This is a genomic window from Comamonas sp. UBA7840 (genome assembly GCF_002501455.1).
Classification (GTDB): Bacteria; Pseudomonadota; Gammaproteobacteria; order Burkholderiales; family Burkholderiaceae_C; genus Comamonas; species Comamonas jiangduensis.
In genome coordinates this window covers 89,478-112,319 of record NZ_DLTI01000020.1, presented here as the reverse complement: position 1 = coordinate 112,319, position 22,842 = coordinate 89,478, and the positions used below count along the sequence as shown (strand labels likewise).

Below are 22,842 nucleotides of genomic sequence, written 5' to 3'. Positions count from 1 at the left end.
TCAGATTTTCTCAAAGCCATAAAAAAAGGCATGCTGAATGCAGCATGCCTTGGGCTCACATTGGGCACATGGTGCGCACAGAGCGGGTTAGCTCCCGGCCACCTTCATGCGGTTGATCAGTATCGACCCCACCGTTTTGGCTCCGTAGTTATACGTGTCGGCGCCCACGGCCTCAATGCCCTGATACATGTCTTTGAGGTTGCCTGCAATCGTGATTTCTTGCACGGGGAAAGCGATTTCGCCGTTTTCCACCCAGAAACCCGAGGCTCCACGCGAGTAGTCGCCCGTCACGTAGTTCACGCCCTGGCCCATCAACTCCACCACAAACAGGCCGGTACCCAGCTTCTTGAGCATTGCCTGCAGGTCATCGCCACGGCGGGTCAGCCGGGAAGTCAACGTCAGGTTGTGCGAACCACCCGCGTTACCCGTGGTCTTCATGCCCAGCTTGCGCGCCGAGTAGCTCGACAAGAAGTAGCCTTCCACACGGCCACTGTCCACTACCATGCGGCGCTGCACACGCACACCTTCGTCGTCGAACGGCGAGCTGCCCTTGCCACGCAGGACAAACGGGTCTTCTTCAATGCTGATGTGCGAAGGGAAAACTTGCGTGCCCAGCGAATCCAGCAAGAAGCTGCTCTTGCGATACAGCGTGCCACCGCTGACGGCCTGCACAAAACCGCCCAGCAAACCAGCCGCCAGCGGGGATTCAAACAACACCGCGCACTCGGTGGTGGGTATCTTGCGGCTACCCAGACGGCTCAAAGCACGCTGGGCGGCATAGCGGCCAATTTCTTGCGGCGATGCCAGCTCTACGGCATCCCGCATGGAGCTGTACCAGAAGTCACGCTGCATCTCGCCGTTCTTGCCGGGCAACGAGGCAATCGGCGCCACCGATACGCTGTGGCGTGAGCTGGCATACCCCCCGCGAAAACCGCGGGTGTGCGCACTGAAAAAGTGGCTCTGCTGGGCAGAGACGCTGGCACCCTCGCTGTTGGTGATGCGCTTGTGCGTCTTCATCGCAGCCGCTTCACACTCAATCGCAATGTGCGCCGCCTCTTCGCTGCTTACGCTCCAAGAGTGGAACAGGTCCAAATCCTTGTGGGTTTCGACAGGGGCAATATCCTGCGCATCGGGCAAACCGGCGGTCGGGTCTTCGGCCGTAAAGCGGGCAATGTCATAAGCCGCTTGAACGGTTTGCTGGATGGCCGCTTCAGAAAAATCCGACGTGCTGGCATTACCGCGGCGCTGGCCGATGTAGACCGTCACCCCCAGTGACTTGTCGCGGTTGCGCTCTACGGTCTCCAACTCCCCTTTGCGCACACTCACACTCAGGCCGCAGCCTTCGGAAGCATCGGCACCGGCATCGGTGGCACCCAGCTTTTTGGCATGGGCCAAAGCCTGGTCCACCAGACCTTCAAAAAAGGGACGGCTGTAGCTAAAGCCGGAATCAGCCTGTGCTGCGGTGGTGCTTGTGGAGCGTGTACGGGGTTTATTCATAGCGGCGGATATGATACCCAGCACTGCAGCCCCTATGTGCTGCCACCCTATTTCCATCGAAAAAACATGTCACGCAAACCCAAAAAAGGCTACTACGTGAAGGGCGTGTTCGTTGCAGAAGGCAGCGAGCGCGACCTGGAGTTGAAAGCCGAACTCAAAGGCACTTGGGACTCCACCCGCACCGACCGCAAGATTGAAAGCGATGCCCTGCAAGACTTGGGCGAGGAACTGCTGGGCCTGCGCCCCAAGCTGCTGCAACGCTTGAACCTGCCCGAAAAACTGCTCGAAGCGCTGGCCGAGCACAAGCGCCTGACCAACTTTGAAGCCAAGCGCCGCCAGATGCAGTTCATCGGCAAACTGATGCGCAAGCTGGAAGAAAACGAAGTCGAAGCCGTCAAGGCCGCGCTGCAAGAGCAGCGCACGGGCGTGAGCCTGGAGCAAACCAATATTTTGGTGGCCGAGCAGTGGCGTGACCGCTTGATTGACAGCGATGACCACCTGGGCATCTGGCTGGATCAGTTCCCTGCCACCGATGTGCAGCAGCTGCGCACCCTGATGCGCCAGGTGCGCAAGGACGACGCCACGGCCATTGCCAAGGCCAAAGAAGCCGAGGCCAAGGGGCAAATCCTGCCGCCTGCCAAAAAAGGCAAGGCTTACCGCGAGCTGTTCCAGACCCTGCTCTCGCACATCAATGGCACAGCGGCCGCCACGGTGCAAGACGAGGCAGCACCCGCCTTGGATGATGAAGACGAAGGCGACGACGCATGAGTGCACCCGACGCTGTCAAGATTGGCATTGTCTCCATCAGCGACCGCGCCAGTGCGGGCGTGTATGCAGACCAAGGCCTGCCTGCGCTCCAAGATTGGCTAAGCCGCGCCTTGCTGAACCCCATCCACTTTGAGCCCCGCCTGATCGCCGATGAGCAAAGCACCATCAGCCAGACACTGGTGGAACTGGTGGATGCCGGTTGCAGCCTGGTGCTGACCACCGGCGGCACCGGCCCGGCCCTGCGCGATGTGACGCCCGAGGCCACCTTGGCCGTGGCCGACAAAGAAATGCCCGGTTTTGGCGAACAAATGCGCCAAATCAGCCTGAAGTTTGTGCCCACGGCCATCTTGTCGCGCCAAGTGGCCGTCATTCGCGGCAGCAGCCTGATCATCAATCTGCCGGGGCAGCCCAAGGCGATTGCCGAGACCCTGGAAGGCCTTAAAGACGCAGACGGCAATCAGTTGGTCAACGGTATTTTTGCGGCTGTTCCCTATTGCGTCGACTTGATAGGCGGCCCTTATCTAGAAACCGACAGCCCAGTGTGCCAGGCATTCCGCCCCAAATCGGCCATGCGCACACCGCAGGCTTAAGCCCGCACCGGCTGACGCAGGCACATGCACGCCATGTGCCTTTTTTTTATGCAGCGCCTTGCGCTGCAACGCCACACAGGCATTCATGAAAAGCAATGTATCGCTCACCTTGGTGCTGGCCCTGTGCACCATGCTGGGGGCCCTGGGTATTGATACCTATCTACCCTCCTTTCACGCCATCGCCCAAGAGTTTGGCGTAGGCCCCGCAGCCGTGCAGCAAACACTGAGCGTGTACGTGCTGGCCACGGCCGTCACCATGCTGTTTTACGGCACGCTCAGCGACACCTTTGGCCGCCGCCGTGTGCTCATGGTGGCCAGCGTGGGCTACGCGCTCACCTCCGTTGCCGCCGCTGTGGTCACCAGCATTGAGGCCTTGGTAGCCGTGCGCTTTGCCCAGGGTGCCATGGCCGGTGCCGGCATGGTGATTGCCCGTGCCGTGGTGCAAGACCGCTTTCAAGGCGCTGACGCCCAGCGCATGCTGAGCATGGTGATGTTCTGCTTTGGGCTGGCCCCAGCAATTGCCCCGGTATTTGGCGGCTGGTTGCAAACCCATGGTGGCTGGCGCGCCGCCTTCTTTTTCTTGGCGGCCTTTGGCGCACTGCTGGCACTGCTGTGCTGGCGCGTGCTGCCCGAAACCCTGCCCGCCGAAAAGCGCGTGCCGCTCAAGCTGGGCGTCATCACCCACAACTACCTGACAGCGCTGCGCAACCCGCAATTTCGCCTCATGGTGCTGGGCCTGGCCTTGATGGCGGGGGCCAATGCCATCTACATCAGCGCGGCGGCAGAGTTCGTGATGGGTATTTTGAAGCTGGATGAAACCTCATTTGGCTGGTTGTTCATTCCGCTAATTGGTGGCTCCATGCTCGGCTCTGCCATCTCGGGCGTGCTGGCCCAGCGCATTCCACCGCGCATCCAAAAGTTCATTGGCTACGGCTGCTTGCTGCTGGGCAGTGGCAGCAATGTGCTCTACCACACCTTCACCAGCGCCCCTGTGGTGCCTTGGGCGGTACTGCCCATCACCTGCTACACGCTGGGCATTGCACTGCTGATGCCGATTTTGTCGCTGCAAGTCATGGGCGTGTTCCCGCACATGCGGGGCTTGTCATCCTCGCTGCAAGGCTTCACCCAGATGAGTGTGTTTGCCATCGTGGCGGGGGTGGTTGTGCCGCAGCTGTTTCACAGCGGCTTGGGGCTGGCCGCAGGCCAGCTCGTTTGCGTCGTGATGGGCATGCTAGTGTGGTGGTTCGCCACCCGCACTCCGCGTGCCGAACCCCATCACGCCACTAAAAAATCATAGCTTTTAGCGTTTGATTTCATTGGTTTTCAGATACTTTCTTATCGAAAAACGAGTACAGACCAGCGCTATCAGCTCCTATTTTTTCAATCACACAGAAAAAAGCGGATAAAAAAAGGCAGCCCGTGGGCTGCCTTTGAGAGTGCCGTCAATCCACACATCACAGCTTCTGGCTGGACATGAAGTTGTCGAAGCGGCCTTCTGCGAAACGGAACCACAGCACCTGATCGCGCTGGAAATTGCGGTAGTCGGCGTACACCTTCTTCCAGTCGGGGTTGCTGGTATCCAGGCTCTGGTACAGCTCCATGGTGGCCTTGAACGAGGCGTCCATCACTGACTGGGGGAAAGGCAGCACCTTGGCCTTGGCAGCCACCAGCTGCTTGAGGGCAGCAGGGTTGCGCGCGTCATAACGGGCTTGGCACGTCACGTGGGCCTCCATGGCGGCGGCACGCACGATGGCCTTGTACTCGTTGTTCAAGCTGTTGAACGCCTTGTCATTGATGTACAGCGACAAGTTCAGCGAACCCTCCCACCAGCCGGGATAGTAGTAGAACGGAGCCACCTTGTTCAGGCCCAGCTTCAGATCGTCGTAAGGGCCAATCCACTCGGCAGCATCAATCGTGCCTTTTTCCAGGGATTGGTAGATTTCGCCCGCCGGAATGTTCTGGGGCACAGCGCCCAGTTTCTCCAGCACCTTGCCGGCAAAGCCACCCACGCGGAACTTCAGACCCTTGATGTCTTCCGGCGTCTTGATTTCCTTGCGGAACCAGCCACCCATTTGCGCACCGGTGTTGCCGCAGCTAAAGGGCACGATGTTGTACTTGGCGTAAAACTCGGCCATCAGCTTGGCACCGTTGCCATCGACCATCCAAGAAGTCAGCTGGCGCGAGTTCATTCCGAACGGAATCGCGCCCCCGATGGCGAATACTTCGTTCTTGCCAAAGAAGTAATAAGGTGCCGTGTGGGCCACTTCCACGGAGCCGTTTTGCACGCCATCCACCACATTGAACGCCGGCATCAACTCACCGGCTTGGTGCACTGTGATCTCAAACTTGCCACCGGTTTGCGCCTTGACGGATTGCGCAAAGACGTCTGCGGCACCATAAATGGTGTCCAGTGACTTGGGAAAGCTGGACGCAATGCGCCAGCGCAGTGCAGGTTGTGCATGCACCGCTGGGGCTGCTGCCGCAGCCAGAACACCAGCGATACCGGCGTTTTTGAGCATTGAACGACGATCCATGGGAGGTCTCCTTAGTGGTTATCAACAATTAGCCTTACCTTCCTGCTTCACTTCTACGGCGAATTGCAGGCACAAAAAACCGGTGCGTTGAGCCTCAATGCACCGGTTTTTATGGGTTGCTGCGCTGGCATAAGAAAAGCTGCAAGCGCAATCTTCAAATTACAGCTTGACCGAAGTCATGTACTGGTTGTAGCGCAGCTCCGAGAAGCGCTCCCACAACAGCTGGTCACGCTGGAACGCGCGCATGTCTTCGTGGATTTTCTTGAACTCGGGCGACTTGGCCTCATGCTCTGCAAAAACTTCCATCGAAGCCTTAAAGCCCGCATCCATCACATCCTTGGGGAATGCCTTCAACTGGGTCTTGTCGCCCACCAGCTTCTTCAAAGCAATGGGGTTCAGCGCGTCGTACTTGGAAGTCATGTCGCGCGCAGCCACATTCGTGGCCACCTTCACGATTTCTTTGTACTCCGTGGGCAGCGCGTTCAGCGCCTTCAGGTTCACAAAGAAGCCCAGCTCTGCACCCCCTTCCCACCAGCCGGGGTAGTAGTAGTAAGGCGCCACCTTGTTAAAGCCCAGCTTCTGATCGTCGTAAGGACCCACAAACTCCACGGAGTCCAGCGTACCTTTTTCCAGCGCTTGGTACACATCACCCGCAGGCATGTTTTGCGACACCACGCCCAGCTTGGCCATGGCCTCGCCAAACAGGCCACCGCCCAAACGCATCTTCAGCCCCTTCAAGTCAGCAGCAGACTTGATTTCCTTGCGGTACCAGCCGCCCATCTGGGTGCCAGTATTGCCTGCGCTAAAGCTCTTGATGTTGTAGTTGGCGCAGAACGCATCAAACAGCTTGCGGCCGTTGCCATGCTCCATCCACGCATCCATCTGGCGCGCCGTCAAGCCAAACGGTACTGCACAGCCAAAGGCAAAGATAGAGCTTTTACCGGTGAAGTAATAAGGGGCTGTCAGCGCCATTTCAATGGTGCTGTTTTCCAAGGCATCTACCACGCCAAACGCGGGCATCAACTCACCGGCAGCATGCACCGACACCTCAAACTTGCCGCCCGACAGCGCCTTGACGACTTGGGCAAACTTTTCACCACTGCCAAAAATGGTGTCCAGAGACTTGGGAAAGCTTGCAGCCATGCGCCAGCGCAATGTCGGCTGCGCATGCACGGCTGGTGCTGCAGCAGCAGCCAATACGCCTGCAATGCCGGCATTTTTAATGAGGGAACGACGGTCCATTTTTTCTCCTTGAATTTGCACGTGCAGTCGCTGTAGAGAGCGGCAGCACCACCTCGCGAGGTGTGCAAAATTCTAGGAATGAAAAATGTAAAAAATGTTGGGGGTAAACCCCCGAAAATTCACCGTCTTCAGCCATTTGTCAGACAGGCCTGCGCCATATGACAAATGACGCCCTCAGGCAGGCTGATTCAAAAAACGCTGGCGAATCGAACGCTCAATGCCTGGAGCGTCCAAGCCTTGCAAGGCCATCAGTTTGGCGGGGTCCCCGTGCTCAATGAATTGATCCGGCAGGCCCAGGTGCAACACAGGCAAGCTGATGCCGGCAGCCGCCAAGGCTTCAGACACCGCAGCACCCGCGCCCCCTGCAATGCAACCATCTTCCACCGTCACGATGGCGTCGTGGCTAGAGGCCAACTCGCGCACCAGCGCTTCATCCAAAGGCTTGGCCCAGCGCATATTCGCCACAGTGGCATCCACCGCCTCGGCCACCTGCAGCGCAGGGTATAGCAAGGTACCAAATGCCAAAATAGCGATACGTGACTGGGTATTGCCATTTTCGCCAGCCCGCGGCGCAGTGCTCTGGCGACGAATTTCCCCCTTGCCAAATGGCAAGGATGACAAATCAGGCAGCGGCTCCACACCCACGCCTGCGCCACGCGGGTAGCGCACGCAGACGGGGTGATCTTGCTCATAGGCCGTTGTCAGCAACTGACGGCATTCACGCTCGTCTGCAGGCGTGGCAATGCTCATATTGGGAATGCAGCGCACAAAGGCAATGTCGTATGCGCCAGCGTGCGTTGCGCCATCGGCGCCCACCAAGCCTGCCCGATCCAGCGCGAACACCATAGGCAGCTTTTGCAGCGCCACATCGTGGATCAGTTGGTCGTACGCGCGCTGCAAAAAGGTGGAATAAATCGCCACCACAGGCTTGACGCCTTCACACGCCATACCCGCTGCAAAGGTGACGGCATGCTGCTCGGCAATGCCTACGTCGTAATAGCGCTCTGGAAAAAGCTTTTCAAACTCCACCAGCCCCGAGCCCTCGCGCATCGCAGGCGTAATGCCCACCAGCCGCTTGTCTTGCGCAGCCATATCGCACAGCCACTTGCCAAACACTTGGGTAAACGTGGGCTTGGAAGGGGTGCTGGGCTTGACGATACCGACCGCAGGATCAAACTTACCGGGGCCGTGGTAGGTCACAGGGTCTGCTTCCGCCAACTTGTAGCCATGCCCTTTTTTGGTGACCACGTGCAAAAACTGTGGGCCTTCCAAGCTACGGATATTTTCCAGCGTTGGGATCAGCGAATCCAGATCGTGGCCATTGATCGGGCCAATGTAGTTAAAGCCAAAGTTTTCAAACAGGGTGGCAGGCACCACCATGCCTTTGGCATGCTGTTCCAGACGCTTGGCCAGCTCCAGCAAAGGCGGCACCTGCTTGAGCACGTTTTTACCCACATTGCGCGCGGCCGCATAAAACTGGCCGCTCATGAGCTGCGCCAAATAGCGGTTCAACGCCCCCACTGGAGGGCTGATGCTCATGTCGTTGTCGTTCAGGATGACCAGCAAGTTGCCATCCAGCACACCTGCGTTGTTCATGGCCTCAAAAGCCATGCCGGCGGTCATCGCGCCGTCGCCAATCACCGCGATGGCACGGCGCTCTTCGCCTTTGCGCTTGGCGGCCATCGCCATGCCCAGCGCAGCCGAAATACTGGTCGAGGAGTGGCCCACCCCAAAGGTGTCGTATTCACTTTCGCTGCGCAGCGGAAAGCCCGAGATTCCGTCAAGCTGGCGCAGGGTGTGCATACGGTCACGGCGCCCCGTCAGAATTTTGTGGGGATAGGTCTGGTGGCCCACATCCCACACCACACGGTCATACGGCGTGTTGAACACATGGTGCAAAGCGATGGTGAGCTCTACCGTCCCCAAGTTGGAACTTAAGTGACCACCAGTTTTGGAAACACTGTCCAGCACATAGGCACGCAACTCATCAGACAGCGCTTTGAGATCACTGCGCGACATGGTGCGCAGGTCAGAAGGTGTGTTCACTTTCTGCAGCAAAGGGTAGGCGTTCGTGGTCATTCGCAAATTAGGGGTAGCTGGTTGCACGAAGCGACGAGTGTGCGTGCAGAGCGCTCAACCAGACAATAGGAAAAATTCGACGATGGGTGGTCATAGCTCAATGCGAGCGCGACACCACCAAGTAGGCCAAGGCCGACAATGCCCGCACATCCTGCAAACCACTGTCGTGCAATGCCGCCAGTGCTTGCTCCAGCAAATCGTTGGCATAGCTGCGTGCGGCATCCAGCCCCATCAAAGAAACAAAGGTCGGCTTTTCATTGGCTGCGTCCTTGCCCGGTGTTTTGCCCAGCGTAGCAGCGTCAGCCACCACATCCAGCACATCATCCACCACTTGGAATGCAATGCCCAGCGCAGTGGCATAGCGCGCCAGGGCTTGCTGCACGGGCGCGGGCACCGTGGCACAGGCCACACCCATGGCCACGCTGGCCTCCAACAACGCACCGGTTTTCAAGCTGTGCATATGGCGCAACTCTTGCTCGGTCAAGGTCTTGCCCACGCTGGCCAGGTCAATCGCTTGCCCCCCTGCCATGCCCTGTGCGCCAGCGGCCTGCGCCAAGATACGGCACAGCTTGGCTTGCACCGATGCGGGCACTTCCAACTCCGAAGGCGTCAGCAGCTCAAAAGCCAGTGCCTGCAAAGCATCTCCACCCAGCAATGCCTGTGACTCACCGAACTGCACATGCACCGTGGGTTTGCCACGGCGCAGCACGTCGTTGTCCATGCAGGGCATGTCGTCGTGCACCAAGGAGTAGGCATGAATCAGCTCTACTGCGCATGCCGCACGAATGGCTGCTTCATGCAGCCCTTGCACAGACTGTGCAGCAGCCAACACCAGCAAAGGGCGCAAACGCTTGCCGCCATCGAGCACGGCATAGCGCATCGCATCGCCGAGATTGGCTGGCGCATTCACGCCCACCCATGCAGACAAGGCTTGTTCGGTGAGCTGCAGCTGCGCATGCATCCAGGCATTGGCATCAAACTCGGAGGTGGCGGGCGCAAAATTAGGTGGCGTAGTCAAAATCTGAGATTCCATGTCTGCCCACTCAGTCCTGCGACCACGGCTTGATCTGTCCTTCATCCAGCGCACGGATTTGCGCTTCCACAGTATCTAACTGCTGACGACAGAATTCCAAAAGGAAAGAAGCACGGCGGTAGCCATTCATCATCTGGCCCAAAGGCAGTTGGCCAGATTCCATGGCCACTGCCAGTGCTTCCAACTCCGCCAATGCCAGCTCGTAGCTTTCGGGAGGCGATGAAATGTCTGAAACAGCTTTGGTTTTGGCCTTGGGCATGTAGGAGCTCGTGGGGGGTGGGGGAACCAATGATTTTAGGCGGTGCTGGGCAGCGCCTGATATACAGCGCCATCGCTTGACTGGATGACACAAAATTTACCCCTCGCTGAGCCCAAGCGATTGATTAAATACACATAAGTGGCCGGCGGGAATAACCCCACCGCTTACAATCCCATTCCTGTCGAACCGGCACACGCCAAGACTGAGACGGACATAGGCTTGTTTCGCTGCTGTCCGTCATGTTCTGGCATGGCCGGTTTTGTCTTTTTACCCGTGCAAACCGCACCTCCCTGTGGGGAGTCTTTAGGTCAGGTCCCATGTCTGATTTAAGTCTTCAACTGCAGCAGGCCGCAAGCCAACTACCAGTTTCAAGCTATTTCGACGAAGCGCTGTTCCAGCGCGAGATGGAAACCATTTTCCACCATGGTCCACGTTATGTGGGCTCCAGCGTCTCTGTGCCGGAGATCGGCGATTACTACGCCCTTCCCCATGAAAACGAGGGACGGGTCTTGGTGCGCAACCGCCAAGGACAGGTGGAGCTCATCTCCAACGTCTGCCGCCACCGCCAAGCCATCATGCTCAAAGGGCGTGGCAACCTCCAAACCCAAGGTCAGGGCCATGCGGGCGGCAATATTGTCTGCCCGCTGCACCGCTGGACGTACAACCCAAGCGGCGAACTCTTGGGCGCACCGCACTTCCCCCACGATCCCTGCCTGCACCTGAACAACTACCAGTTGCGCGAATGGAACGGCATGCTGTTTGAAGACAACGGCCGCGACATTGCCGCTGATTTGGCAGGCATGCAGTTGCGCGAGCAGTTGAACTTTGACGGACTGGTGTTGCACCACGTGGAAATGCACACGTGCAACTACAACTGGAAAACCTTCATTGAGGTCTATCTGGAGGACTACCACGTCGGCCCCTTCCACCCCGGTCTGGGCAATTTCGTGACCTGCGACGATCTCAAGTGGGAATTTGCCAAAGAGTTCTCGGTGCAGACAGTGGGCGTGGCCCCCACCTTTGGCAAGCCCGGCTCCGATGTGTACAAGAAGTGGCACGAGGTGCTGCTGAACTACCGCAACGGCGCCCTGCCCGAGCGCGGCGCGATCTGGCTGACCTACTACCCCCACATCATGGTGGAGTGGTACCCGCACGTGCTGACGGTCTCCACCCTGCACCCCGTCAGCCCCACCCAAACCATGAACGTGGTGGAGTTCTATTACCCCGAAGAGATTGCAGCCTTTGAGCCCGAATTCATCGAGGCCCAAAAAGCGGCCTACATGGAAACCGCCATCGAGGACGATGAAATCGGTGAGCGCATGGACGCCGGGCGCCGCGCCCTGATGGAGCGGGGCGACAACGAGGTCGGCCCCTACCAAAGCCCGATGGAAGATGGCATGCAGCATTTCCATGAGTGGTATCGCCAGACAATGGGTCCCCCCCTGCCGCAACGCTGAGCTTTTTTGCTACGCTCTCCAGAGCTGCCAGCACCCACCCCATGGGCGCTGGCAGCTCTTTTTTATTCAAAAACACACAACAATACCGATCAGGAACGACAGACCATGCAAGTGCTATGGATGGTGGTGGGCGCATTTCTTTTTGCCACCATGGGGGTCTGCATCAAATACGCAGCCCCTTATTTCAATACGGCAGAAATTGTCTTCTACCGCGGTCTCATCGGCATGCTGGTGCTGTGGCTGCTCAGCGCCTCGCAAGGCGTCTCCCTCAAAACCGCGCACCCGTGGATGCACACCTGGCGCAGTCTGGTGGGCGTAACCGCCATGGGCAGCTGGTTTTACGCCATCACCCAGATGCCGCTGGCCAGCGCCATGACACTGAACTACATGAGCAGCCTGTGGATTGCCGTCTTCTTGCTTGCCGGCGCGCTGTGGTCCTTGCACCCACGCAGCGGCAAACCCCGTCAGCCCCTGAACATTCCGCTGCTGATTACCATCGTGATCGGTTTTGTGGGCGTGGTCTTAATGCTGCAGCCCAGCTTTGCCCAAGAACAAACGACTGCCGCACTGATTGGCCTGGGCTCCGGGCTGCTGTCTGCACTGGCTTATATGCAGGTGGTGGCCTTGTCACGCATGGGCGAGCCCGAATCGCGCACCGTGTTCTTCTTTGGCCTGGGCTGCACGGTGGCTGGCTTGGTGGCCAGCATGTTCACGGGCTTTTCACAGTGGCCGGGCTGGCAAGCGGCGTGCTGGCTGATTCCGATTGGCTTGCTCGCAGCAGGCGGCCAGCTATGCATGACCAAAGCCTACGCCAACGCCAAAACTCCACGCGGCACACTGGTGGTGGCCAACTTGCAGTATTCGGGCATTGTATTTGCGGGCCTGTACAGCCTGTTTCTGTTCCAAGACCAGCTGGGCTGGGAAGGCTGGCTGGGCATGGCACTGATTGTGCTGTGCGGCATTGCTGCCACCATCTTCCGTGCACGTGGTGTTGCCAGCGTTGCGGCCACCAAAAGCTAAACCAAACAGCGGGCTACTTATAGGAAAAGAGGAGCTGCTTGCGCTCTATTTAATTAGGTTTCACTTAGTTTTATATCTGAAAACCTTATTTAATATGCGCTAGCAGCTCCTCTTTTTAAATAGGCACAGCCGCGCCACGTGGTTCACAATGCACAGAGATTGAACTCTCTTTGCCGAGGCCATGACCTACACCACACTGATTTCGACCGCCCAACTCCAAACCCTCCAAGCCAGCGGCCAGCCCTATATGGTGTTTGACTGCAGTTTTGATTTGTCCAACCCCGCCGCAGGCCGCCAGCAGTACACGCAGGCCCATATCCCCGGCGCGGTGTATGCAGATTTGGACCAGCACCTCAGCGCCCGCCATGGCGCGCCCGGCAAAGACGGGCAGGTGCATACCGCGCAAACTGACCAGCCCGCCTCCGGTGGCCGCCACCCCTTGCCTAGCCGTGAGCGCTTTGCACAATGGTTGTCCTCCGTCGGCTTTCGCAATGACATGCAAGCCGTGGTGTATGACCGCCAAGGCTGCAATTTCTGTGGTCGCCTGTGGTGGATGCTCAAATGGGCCGGACACGATGCGGTTGCTGTGCTTGATGGCGGACTGCAAACATGGACTGCGCAGGGCGGCGCCACCAGCCAAGGCACAGAGCCAGCACACTTTCAATCCAACTTTGCGCTGCACGAGAGCCTGCGCCAGCTGGTGTCGGCCGACGAGGTGGAGCAAGGCCTGGGGCAAGCAGGCCACCAAACCCTGATCGATGCCCGTGCCCCTGCCCGCTACCGCGGCGAAGTGGAACCCATGGACCCCGTAGCCGGACACATTCCCGGCGCCCTGAATCGCCCCTTCACCGACAACATCGCCCTGGACGGTCGCTTTAAACCCAAAGAATTGCTGCGTGCAGAGTTTGAAGCCCTGTTGCAAGACCGTGACCCCGCCACCGTGGTGCACCAATGCGGCAGCGGCGTCAGCGCGCTGCCCAACCTGATCGCCATGGAGATTGCAGGGTTTGCGCCTACTAAACTGTTTGCAGGCAGCTGGAGCGAATGGTGCAGCAACCCGGCGCGCCCGGTCGCCAAAAGTTAACTATCTTTTCCGCTGAGAACAAGGCGGTTTTTGCACCTTTTTCAGGAGCATCATCCGCCCGTAATTCAGGCACTATGCAGACCTGCAGTGAAAGAAAAGCCCCCTTTCATCCAAGCCTGCATAAAGGGTAGTTTTAGCCCCTTAGATTGATGTATCAGTTTGTTACAAACAAACTTACAATTCACCTCATGCCAGCAATGCAATGTTGCTGATGTAGGAATTTCTCCTACACACACCCGATACAAACCAGACAAATACGGCGCCCCAACGAGACGCGACGCACCGGCGTACCCCGACTCAACTTCCTGTTTGCGGTATTTCACAATTCATTCCATCAGATCGCTGCCTGCCTAGCGCCACAGCGACACCTCGAGCTAAGACTCAATTTTTGGAATTTGAAAGGGTGGAATCATGAATGACGAACAACTGCTTGCCGAGATCCGCGAAGCCAATCTGACCTACCTGATGCTGGCACAGACACTGATCCGCAAAGACAAAGCTGAAGCAGTTTTCCGCTTGGGCCTGAGCGAAGAGGCCTGCGACATTCTGGCCACCCTGTCTGCAGCACAAGTGCTGAAGATCGCCTCCCGCAACACCATGCTGTGCAGCTTCCGTGTGGACGATGACCTGGTCTGGAACCTGCTGACCAACCACAGCAGCAACAAGATCGGCAACGAAGCCACCAACACGCTGCACGCCAACATCTTGATGGCCAGCCGCGTCTCCGAAGTGCTCTAAGCCTTAAAGCCCTCTTTAAGACTGACACCCCAAACACTGACACAGAGTTCTGCCATGGCCACCACAGCAACCAAAAGCGTTCTGAACGAATCCAAGCAAATCGAGCGCGCCGCCATGCTCATCAACATGGGCGCACGCATGCAAGTGCTGGAATCGGAGACCACCCTCTCTTATGAACGCCTGATCCGCCTGTACAAGGAAATCGCGGGCAAATCCCCCTCCAAGGGCCAGCTCCCTTTTTCCACCGACTGGTTCCTGACCTGGCAAGAAAACATCCACAGCTCGTTGTTCCTGAACATCTACGAGTACCTGTCCAAAGGCGTGGATGCAGACTCCGTGGAAATCCTGACCAAGGCCTACCGTCTGTACACCGAGCAAGTGACAGCTTCGCAGCTGGACTGCCTGCTCTCTTTCACCCGCGCCTGGCGTCTGGTGAAATTTGTGGATGCCAACATGCTCACCCGCACCAAGTGCAGCAAGTGCAGCGGCATGTTTGTGACCGAACTGTATGAAAACGCCCGCCACTACGAATGCGGCCTGTGCACCCCCCCCGCACGCGCCGGCAAGAGCAAGAGCGCTGGCGCCCTGATGCTGCACTAAGCCGCATCACCACCCCTTTCCCCTTCTTTGATAGCCCGTCCTTTTGGCCGGGCTTTTTTTTCGCCTTGCCAAAGGCACACCCCGGCGAAAACTGCCGCCGTATCGGACAATAGCGCCCGTGTCCATTCCCCAATCTTTTCTTCAAGAGCTGCTCGCCCGCGTCGATGTCGTCGACGTGGTGGGCCGCTACGTGCAGCTCAAAAAAGGCGGCGCCAACTTCATGGGCTTGTGCCCCTTCCACGGGGAAAAGTCACCGTCTTTCAGCGTCAGCCCCGCCAAACAGTTCTACCACTGCTTTGGTTGTGGCAAAAACGGCAACGCCATCAGCTTTTTGATGGAACACACGGGCATGGGGTTTATTGAGGCCGTCAACGACTTGGCCGGCCAAGTTGGCATGGTGGTGCCGCAAGAAGACATCAGCCCCCAAGAGCGCGAGCGCCAGGCCGCGGCCAAGCTCAAGCAAGCCACACTCAACGATGTGCTCGAGCGTGCAGGCGTTGCTTATCGCGCGCAACTCAAGACTGCCCCGCATGCCGTGCAGTATTTGAAAGATCGCGGCGTCTCCGGTGCCATCTCCAGCAAATACGGACTGGGTTATGCGCCCGCCGGTTGGCGTAACTTAGCCAGTGTCTTTCCGGAATATGACGACCCGCAGCTGCACGAATCGGGGTTGGTCATCGTGGGCGAAGACGACAAGCGTTACGACCGCTTTCGTGACCGCATCATGTTCCCGATCCGCGATGTCAAAGGCCTGTGCATAGGCTTTGGTGGGCGCGTATTGGGCGATGAAAAACCCAAATACCTGAATTCGCCTGAAACTCCTTTGTTCCACAAAGGGCGTGAGCTGTACGGCCTGTTTGAAGCCCGTGATGCGCTGCGCAGCATGGGCTACGCGCTGGTCACCGAAGGCTATATGGACGTGGTGGCCCTGGCACAGCTGGGCTTTCCGAATGCGGTGGCCACCCTAGGCACCGCCTGCACCGCCGACCATGTGCAAAAGCTGTTTCGCTTTACCGACTCGGTCGTCTTCAGCTTTGACGGCGACAGCGCGGGCCGCCGCGCAGCGCACAAGGCACTGGAAGCCGCCCTGCCCTACGCCAGCGACACACGCAGCATTAAATTCTTGTTCCTGCCTGCCGAGCACGACCCTGACAGCTTCATCCGCGCGCACGGCAGCGACGCGTTTGCACGCCAAGTCTCCAACGCCTTGCCGCTGAACCAGTTTCTGATCGAAGCTGCCAGCGCCGAGTGCGACTTGGGTCAGGCCCAAGGCCGCGCCAAGCTCTCCAGCCAAGCGCGCCCGCTATGGAATCTGCTGCCCGATGGCGCCTTCAAGCGCCTGGTACTGGGCGAACTGGCCCAAAAAATCCAGATCGACACCCGCGAGCTGTCAGAGCTGTGGGCCCAGGCCGAAGCCCAGGAAAAGCGTTTTCAGCGCGGCGGCAGCAAACCCAGCGCAGCCCCCAGCCATGAAAACCCACCACCGTATGCATCAGCCCCTCCCGACTGGGTGGGGGAATTTGCCCCGAGCCACAGCGCCCCTTACACAGACCGCTGGAGCAACAACAGTGGCAACAGCGGCGGCGGCAACACCCGTGGGGACTGGAAACGCAACAACAAATTCAGCCGCTTCAAAGAGCAGCGCCCCGCCATGTCCACCGGCCCACGCGTGGCGCCCTCCACCGCGCCCGATCAGGCCACGCGGATTTTGCTGTCGCAGATGAAATTTATGGAGCGGCTGGACAACGATGACCTGGACACCTTGGTCAATCAGCCCGCCCCGCACGGCCCGCTGTTTGCATGGATTGAAAGTGAATTTCAAGACCACGGCCCGCAAGCGTGGGCGGTGTTGAAAGAGCGCGTCGCACAAACGCCGCATGCGGCGCTGGCCTTGCACCTCATGAGCGGCCCGCACGGCCACCCCGAGGGCGAAGAAGAAGAACAGTTCCAAGAGCTGCGCAACATCTTGGCCCCCATGATGGCCGAGCGCATTGGCAACCTGGCCACCGAGGCACTCAAAACTTACATGGCCAACCCCTTAGACCATGCGGCCAAAGCCCAGTACCAAGCCCTCATCGAGCGGCGCAACCGTCTGCTGGCAGCGCCCACCGCACCGGGCAATTAAATTAAAAACAAGAGCACTTCACGCTTTAAAAGCAAGGCTTTTAAATATAAAAATATTTGAAAGCCTTTATTAACCAGCGCTGAATGCTCTTATTTTTAAAAATACACCTTGCAACCCTTGCCCAGCAAGGGTTTGCGGCCTCATTAAAAAATATTTACGTAAAAATCGCGTTTACCTCTTGCAATTTCTAGCAAACGCTATAATTAATCCATTATTCGGCAAGAGCGACAGCAGCACCTCCGGCCCGGGCACCGTGATGGAATCACGTGTTGAGCAGCAATTGCTCGCCCAATATCCGCAAGGACTGCACACCAAATGATCGCCCAGACATCTTGCCTAGGGAGCTGTTCGCTCCCGTGCGTGCTAATTTTTAGTTAGCACGTTCATGCGCCGGGTTGAGTGGCGCTTGCGTTTTCCCCTTTGTGTGTTCGCTTTTGACCAAGAGGTTTTCATGCCCGTTTCAAAGTCCGCGAAGTCCAAGCAGGCGCCCGACGCTAGCGCGAAGCCCAAAACTTCCAAAACCACCGCAACTGCCAGCGCCAAAGCTGCGCCTGCAACTGCGGTGAAGAAGCCCGCTGCCAAAACGGCAGTCGCTTCCAAGAAAGATTCCGATATGGCGACCCTGTCCCAAGCTGAACTTAAAGCCATGGCCGATGCGCTGCTGGCCGAATCCGCACCCAAGCGCGGAAAAAAGAAATCCGACGCTGACGACGCTCCTGCGGTCAAAAAGCCTGCCGCTAAAAAAACTGCGGCCAAAAAAGACGCGGCAGAAACTGCAGAACCCGTAGCCAAAAAGCCCGCGGCCAAGAAAGCAGCCAAGCCCGCCGCCGAAGCCAAGGCCCCAGCCAAGCGCGGCCGCAAGCCCAAAGCCAAGGAAGAGTCCGGTGACGATGAAGATATTGGTGACTTTGACGCGGATATCGATTTGGAAGCGGATGCCGAGCCTGAAGCCGAAGTAGAAGTAGAAGCTGCAGGCACTGGTACGACCGAAAAGGCCAAGCCGCTGCGCATGAAGATCAGCAAGGCCAAAGAACGTGCCTTGATGAAGGAATTCGGTCTGGACGAGACCGTTCTGACCGAAGAAGAAATGAACACCCGCCGTCAGCGTCTGAAGATGCTGATCAAGCTGGGTAAGACTCGCGGCTACCTCACCCACGCTGAAATCAACGACCACTTGCCCGATAAGCTGGTGGACGCTGAAACCATGGAAGTTGTAATTTCCATGTTGAGCGACATGGGCGTGGCGGTGTACGAGCAAACGCCGGATGCTGAAACCCTGTTGCTGAACAACACCGGCCAGTCTGCGACCACCGAAGAAGAAGCGGAAGAAGAAGCGGAAGCCGCGCTGTCGACCGTGGATTCGGAGTTTGGCCGCACCACCGACCCAGTGCGCATGTACATGCGTGAAATGGGCACGGTCGAGCTGCTGACCCGCGAAGGCGAAATTGAAATCGCCAAGCGCATCGAAGGCGGCTTGATGGACATGATGGAGGCGATCTCCGGCTCGCCCGCCACCATTGCCGAAGTGCTGGGCATGGCCGCTGAAATCCGTGATGGCAAGGTCGTCATCTCCACCATCGTCGACGGCTTTGTGAATGCCGATGAAAACGACGACTACGTGGCCGAAGAAGACTTCGACGAATACGACGAAGAAGATGACGATGACGGCAAGGGTGGCTCCAAGGCCATGACACGCCGTCTGGAAGAGCTCAAGAACGAAGCCTTGGTGCGCTTTGACAAGATTGCGGCAGACTTCGAAAAGCTGCGCAAAGCCTATGACAAAGACGGCTGGGGCTCAGCGGCTTACAACAAGGTGCAGAAGTCCATCACTGAAGAGTTGATGACCATTCGCTTCACCGCCAAGACCATTGAAAAGCTGTGCGACTTGGTGCGTTCGCAAGTGGACGATGTGCGCAAGAAAGAGCGTGAGCTGCGCAAGATCATCGTGGACAAGTGCCGCATGCCACAGGAAACCTTTGTCAAGGAATTCCCACCGAACCTGCTGAACCTGAAGTGGGTGGAAGAGCATGCCAATGCCGGCAAGCCTTGGAGCAATGTGCTGTCGCGCAACATTCCTCCCGTGCAAGAGCTGCAGCAAAACCTGATCGACCTGCAATCACGCGTCGTCGTGCCCTTGGATGAACTCAAGAACATCAACAAGCGCATGAACGAAGGCGAGCGCAACAGCCGCTTTGCCAAGAAAGAGATGATCGAGGCCAACTTGCGCCTGGTGATCTCGATTGCCAAGAAGTACACCAACCGTGGTCTGCAGTTCCTGGACCTGATCCAGGAAGGCAACATCGGTCTGATGAAGGCCGTGGACAAGTTTGAATACCGCCGCGGCTACAAGTTCTCGACCTACGCCACATGGTGGATTCGCCAGGCCATCACTCGCTCGATTGCGGACCAGGCCCGCACGATCCGTATCCCGGTGCACATGATCGAGACCATCAACAAGATGAACCGCATCTCGCGCCAGCACTTGCAAGAGTTTGGTTTCGAACCTGATGCATCCATCTTGGCCGAGAAGATGGAAATTCCTGAGGACAAGATCCGCAAGATCATGAAGATCGCCAAGGAACCCATCTCGATGGAAACCCCGATTGGTGATGATGACGACAGCCACTTGGGCGACTTCATCGAAGACTCGGCCAACACTGCGCCTATCGAAGCCGCGATGCAAGCCGGTCTGCGCGATGTGGTTAAGGACATCTTGGATGGCCTGACCCCCCGCGAAGCCAAGGTGCTGCGCATGCGCTTCGGTATCGAAATGTCCACCGACCACACGCTGGAAGAAGTGGGCAAGCAGTTTGACGTGACGCGCGAGCGTATCCGCCAGATCGAAGCCAAGGCACTGCGCAAGCTCAAGCACCCCAGCCGCTCGGACAAGCTGCGCAGCTTCATCGATTCGCTGTAAAGCCTGCCCCGCCAGCCACTGCTGGCCTGCGCGCAACAAAAAGGAGACCCTCTGGTCTCCTTTTTTTATGCTTGATTGCTAAGTCTTGATAGATAAGTTTTGATGGATAAGTCTTGATACCTAAGTTTGATAGCTACCAGCGCTTACCCAATAAGCGCCAGAGCCTAAAACACTCAAAATGCTGTTCGGATCGTGTCTGGCAGCACGTACCTCAAGCAATCGCTTGGGATTGCAGCATGGCGTCTATTTCTGCTTGCGTATACCCCAAGGATGCCAGCAGCTCGCGCGTGTGTTCCCCTTGTTTAGGGGGCTGGCTGCGCACCCCCAAACGCTCACCAGCCATGCGGATCGGCAGCAAGGTGGTTTTCGCGGTGTGGCCCGCTCTTTCCCCATCGCTGAGCACCACATCCGCCAAGCCCCCCGTGGCCAGCAAGTGCGGATCGTCCAGCAACTGCTCGGGGCGCGAGATCGGCGCAAAGGGCAACTGGCGTGCTTCAAAGACCTGCGCCAAGTGTGCAGCGCTGTAGTGCGCCAAGCGCTTGCGCAGTTCGGGCAGCATGGTGGCGCGGGCACGCACACGGTCGTTGTTGGTCTGCAAAGCCGGATCGTTGGCCATGTCTTCCAACCCCATGGCGGTGCAAAAGGTGCGCCACTGGGCATCGCTCACGGCGGCTAGGAATATCTGCTCGCCATCTTTGACGCTGAACACGTCATACAGCCCCCAGGACGAAATGCGCTCGGGCATGGGCGCCGCAGGCTGGCCGGTGACGGCGTACTGCATCATGTGCTGACCGACCAGGAAGACATTGTTTTCAAACAGGGCCGAATCGATTTCCTGCCCCTTGCCGGTCTGGTTGCGCTGCATCAGCGCGGCCAGCGCGCCAATCGCCCCAAACATGCCGCCCATGATGTCGTTCACGCTGGAGCCGGCACGCAGCGGATCGCCGGGGCGGCCGGTCATATACGCCAGCCCACCCATCATCTGCACCACCTCATCCAGTGCGGTGCGATGCTCGTAAGGGCCGGGCAGAAAGCCCGTGTGGTTCACATAGATCAGGCCGGGGTTAAGCCGGGACAGGTGGGCATAGTCCAGTCCGTACTTCTTCATCACGCCGGGCTTGAAGTTTTGCACCACCACATCGGCGGTGGAGGCCAAGCGAATCGCCGCTTGCAGCCCTTCAGCGCTGCGCAGGTCGATGGCAACGCTTTTCTTGTTGCGGTTGAACATGGGAAAAAATCCCGCGCCCGCGCCCAGCAACCCGCGTGTCAGGTCACCCGTCACCGGCTCCACCTTGATGACTTCTGCGCCCAGATCCGCCAGCACCATGCCACACGCAGGCCCCATGACCATGTGGCTGAACTCCACCACGCGTATGCCCTGCAAAGGCAAAGAGGCTTGGTTGGGGCTGGAAGGAGAAGCGGTAGGTAGGTCGGAAGCAGCGTTGTCGGTCATGGCAAAAAAATTCATCAAACAGCGGCAACTTCTTGCCGCCAAGGGTTTCCCCTGTGTGCCAACAATTCTAGAAAGTCCACCCCAGCCCCTTCCCGATGTTTTGGGCAATCCGCCCATCCCCGAAGGTGAGCGCGCGCGCTGGAGAACGTGGCAACGCTACAACAAAAGTAGTGTTTTTGACGTTTTTTGGACTTTACGGCCTAGCGATTCTGCGCTCCGAGCTACTAAACTTGTAGCAGACAAGATTCAAAGCTATAGTCAAACCCGTTTGGATCGGCAGCGATGCATCAGATCCATCCCCCATCTCAGCGCAAGGAGAAGCGTCCATGAGCTCTAAGGAAAACGCCGCCATCAATCAGTTGCTCGAAAAACTCGAGCGCCGCTATGCACTGCGCGTGCTGTGGGCACTGCGCGATGGTCACCCCCAAACCTTCCGTTTGTTGCAAGACAGCGTGGGCGGCATCACGCCCAACACTTTGAACACCCGCATCAAAGAGCTGCGCGAAGAAGGTTTGATGGAGCACGGCAACGACGGCTATACCGTCACTCCTTCGGGCCAAGACCTGCTCAAGCGCCTGAGCGATCTACAGGCTTTTGCCACACGCTGGGCAGCCGCCCGCGCGAAGAAGTAATCTAGGCACCTGCCTCGTGGCGGCCCCCTTGCCGCCACCGACTCACACAGGCACTCACAGTGCCTGTTTTTATTTGCGCAATCTCACAAGGAACACTCCATGGCACTGACCACCACTGCCTCTGGCCTGCAATACGAAGACGTCGTTGTCGGCGAAGGTGCCCAAGCTGTCAGCGGCGCTGACGTCAAGGTGCACTACACCGGCTGGCTCTACCAAGATGGCGAGCAAGGCGCCAAATTCGACTCCAGCAAAGACCGCCGTGAGCCTTTTGAGTTCACCTTGGACGATGGCATGGTCATCCGTGGCTGGGACGAAGGCGTGCAAGGCATGAAGGTGGGCGGCAAGCGCACCCTGATCATCCCTGCAGAACTGGGCTACGGTGCCCACGGCGCAGGCGGCGTGATCCCGCCCCACGCCACGCTGAAGTTTGAAGTGGAACTGCTGGGCACCAAGACCGCGCCCGTGCTGCAGGCAGAGGACACCGTGGTCGGCGAAGGCGCCGAAGCCACGCGCGGCAAGCGTGTGACCGTGCACTACACCGGCTGGCTCTACAACAACGGCGAGCAAGGCGCCAAGTTTGATTCCAGCAAAGACCGCAATGACCCCTTCGTGTTCCAGTTGGGCGCGGGCATGGTAATCAAGGGCTGGGACAAGGGCGTGGAAGGCATGAAGGTAGGCGGCAAGCGCACGCTGATCATTCCTCCAGAAATGGGCTACGGTGCCCGCGGCGCAGGCGGTGTGATTCCGCCCAACGCCACCCTGAAGTTTGAGGTGGAGTTGCTGGCGGTGTAAATCACTGCCCAGCCTCTCGCAC

The 22,842-nt window shown here is 58.2% G+C and carries 19 protein-coding genes and 1 pseudogene; 13 read left to right on the top strand and 7 right to left on the bottom strand.

The window, feature by feature from the left end:
- Positions 1 to 87 precede the first annotated feature (87 nt).
- Positions 88 to 1,497: a metalloprotease PmbA gene (gene pmbA, locus B3R00_RS06260; RefSeq protein ID WP_286998085.1), complete on the bottom strand. Its 1,410-nt coding sequence runs from the start codon at positions 1,495 to 1,497 to the stop codon at positions 88 to 90.
- A 66-nt stretch (positions 1,498 to 1,563) separates the two neighbouring features.
- Here pmbA and yjgA point away from each other — a divergent pair, with 66 nt between their 5' ends.
- The 3 genes from yjgA to B3R00_RS06245 all read left to right on the top strand — a co-directional run bounded on the left by yjgA (position 1,564) and on the right by B3R00_RS06245 (position 4,152).
- Positions 1,564 to 2,265, top strand: a complete 702-nt coding sequence (gene yjgA / locus B3R00_RS06255; RefSeq protein WP_286998083.1) for a ribosome biogenesis factor YjgA — start codon at positions 1,564 to 1,566, stop codon at positions 2,263 to 2,265.
- A complete protein-coding gene (gene mog / locus B3R00_RS06250; RefSeq protein ID WP_286998081.1) occupies positions 2,262 to 2,855 on the top strand; it encodes a molybdopterin adenylyltransferase in 594 nt (197 codons plus the stop codon). The genes yjgA and mog overlap by 4 nt, the downstream gene beginning before the upstream one ends.
- An 85-nt stretch (positions 2,856 to 2,940) precedes the next feature.
- Positions 2,941 to 4,152, top strand: a complete 1,212-nt coding sequence (locus tag B3R00_RS06245; RefSeq protein WP_286998079.1) for a multidrug effflux MFS transporter — start codon at positions 2,941 to 2,943, stop codon at positions 4,150 to 4,152.
- 157 nt (positions 4,153 to 4,309) lie between these two features.
- On the opposite strand, the gene B3R00_RS06240 is transcribed toward B3R00_RS06245, so the two are convergent.
- The 5 genes from B3R00_RS06240 to xseB all read right to left on the bottom strand — a co-directional run bounded on the left by B3R00_RS06240 (position 4,310) and on the right by xseB (position 10,002).
- Positions 4,310 to 5,389 carry a TRAP transporter substrate-binding protein gene (locus B3R00_RS06240; RefSeq protein ID WP_284213954.1) on the bottom strand — a complete coding sequence of 360 codons (1,080 nt, stop codon included), beginning with the start codon at positions 5,387 to 5,389 and terminating at the stop codon, positions 4,310 to 4,312.
- A 159-nt stretch (positions 5,390 to 5,548) separates the two neighbouring features.
- Positions 5,549 to 6,631 carry a TRAP transporter substrate-binding protein gene (locus B3R00_RS06235; RefSeq protein WP_286998078.1) on the bottom strand — a complete coding sequence of 361 codons (1,083 nt, stop codon included), beginning with the start codon at positions 6,629 to 6,631 and terminating at the stop codon, positions 5,549 to 5,551.
- Positions 6,632 to 6,805: 174 nt separating this feature from the next.
- A complete protein-coding gene (gene dxs, locus B3R00_RS06230) occupies positions 6,806 to 8,710 on the bottom strand; it encodes a 1-deoxy-D-xylulose-5-phosphate synthase (protein WP_286998077.1) in 1,905 nt (634 codons plus the stop codon).
- Between the two features lie 97 nt (positions 8,711 to 8,807).
- Positions 8,808 to 9,671: a polyprenyl synthetase family protein gene (locus B3R00_RS06225; RefSeq protein ID WP_286998223.1), complete on the bottom strand. Its 864-nt coding sequence runs from the start codon at positions 9,669 to 9,671 to the stop codon at positions 8,808 to 8,810.
- Between the two features lie 82 nt (positions 9,672 to 9,753).
- Positions 9,754 to 10,002, bottom strand: coding sequence for an exodeoxyribonuclease VII small subunit (gene xseB / locus B3R00_RS06220; RefSeq protein WP_286998076.1), 249 nt, complete (start codon positions 10,000 to 10,002; stop codon positions 9,754 to 9,756).
- Positions 10,003 to 10,319: 317 nt separating this feature from the next.
- Between xseB and B3R00_RS06215 the strand changes: the two genes are divergently transcribed.
- The 7 genes from B3R00_RS06215 (at position 10,320) to rpoD (ending at position 19,943) form a co-directional block, all read left to right on the top strand.
- Entirely contained in the window at positions 10,320 to 11,459 is a 1,140-nt protein-coding gene (locus tag B3R00_RS06215) for an aromatic ring-hydroxylating oxygenase subunit alpha (protein ID WP_286998075.1), read from the top strand.
- Between the two features lie 105 nt (positions 11,460 to 11,564).
- Positions 11,565 to 12,479 carry a DMT family transporter gene (locus tag B3R00_RS06210; protein WP_286998074.1) on the top strand — a complete coding sequence of 305 codons (915 nt, stop codon included), beginning with the start codon at positions 11,565 to 11,567 and terminating at the stop codon, positions 12,477 to 12,479.
- A 181-nt stretch (positions 12,480 to 12,660) separates the two neighbouring features.
- Complete coding sequence (locus tag B3R00_RS06205; protein ID WP_286998072.1) at positions 12,661 to 13,563, top strand: sulfurtransferase; 903 nt, start codon at positions 12,661 to 12,663, stop codon at positions 13,561 to 13,563.
- Positions 13,564 to 13,974: 411 nt separating this feature from the next.
- Entirely contained in the window at positions 13,975 to 14,301 is a 327-nt protein-coding gene (gene flhD, locus B3R00_RS06200) for a flagellar transcriptional regulator FlhD (RefSeq protein WP_174862531.1), read from the top strand.
- Positions 14,302 to 14,355: 54 nt separating this feature from the next.
- The gene (gene flhC / locus B3R00_RS06195) at positions 14,356 to 14,901 is read left to right on the top strand and encodes a flagellar transcriptional regulator FlhC (protein ID WP_219162456.1); all 546 of its coding nucleotides are present in this window, start codon (positions 14,356 to 14,358) and stop codon (positions 14,899 to 14,901) included.
- 118 nt (positions 14,902 to 15,019) lie between these two features.
- Entirely contained in the window at positions 15,020 to 17,026 is a 2,007-nt protein-coding gene (dnaG, locus tag B3R00_RS06190) for a DNA primase (protein WP_286998071.1), read from the top strand.
- Between the two features lie 451 nt (positions 17,027 to 17,477).
- Complete coding sequence (rpoD, locus tag B3R00_RS06185; protein ID WP_286998069.1) at positions 17,478 to 19,943, top strand: RNA polymerase sigma factor RpoD; 2,466 nt, start codon at positions 17,478 to 17,480, stop codon at positions 19,941 to 19,943.
- Positions 19,944 to 20,154: 211 nt separating this feature from the next.
- On the opposite strand, the gene B3R00_RS06180 is transcribed toward rpoD, so the two are convergent.
- The gene (locus B3R00_RS06180; RefSeq protein ID WP_286998068.1) at positions 20,155 to 21,396 is read right to left on the bottom strand and encodes a CaiB/BaiF CoA transferase family protein; all 1,242 of its coding nucleotides are present in this window, start codon (positions 21,394 to 21,396) and stop codon (positions 20,155 to 20,157) included.
- Between the two features lie 326 nt (positions 21,397 to 21,722).
- Between B3R00_RS06180 and B3R00_RS06175 the strand changes: the two genes are divergently transcribed.
- The 3 genes and pseudogenes from B3R00_RS06175 to B3R00_RS06165 all read left to right on the top strand — a co-directional run bounded on the left by B3R00_RS06175 (position 21,723) and on the right by B3R00_RS06165 (position 22,820).
- Positions 21,723 to 22,028, top strand: coding sequence for a winged helix-turn-helix transcriptional regulator (locus B3R00_RS06175; RefSeq protein ID WP_191722908.1), 306 nt, complete (start codon positions 21,723 to 21,725; stop codon positions 22,026 to 22,028).
- Positions 22,029 to 22,127: 99 nt separating this feature from the next.
- Positions 22,128 to 22,472: pseudogene (locus tag B3R00_RS06170) on the top strand (FKBP-type peptidyl-prolyl cis-trans isomerase); the annotation flags it as partial.
- On the top strand, positions 22,467 to 22,820 hold the full coding sequence (locus tag B3R00_RS06165) for an FKBP-type peptidyl-prolyl cis-trans isomerase (protein ID WP_286998221.1): 354 nt from the start codon (positions 22,467 to 22,469) through the stop codon (positions 22,818 to 22,820). The pseudogene B3R00_RS06170 and the gene B3R00_RS06165, both read left to right, overlap by 6 nt.
- The last annotated feature ends 22 nt before the right edge of the window (positions 22,821 to 22,842 follow it).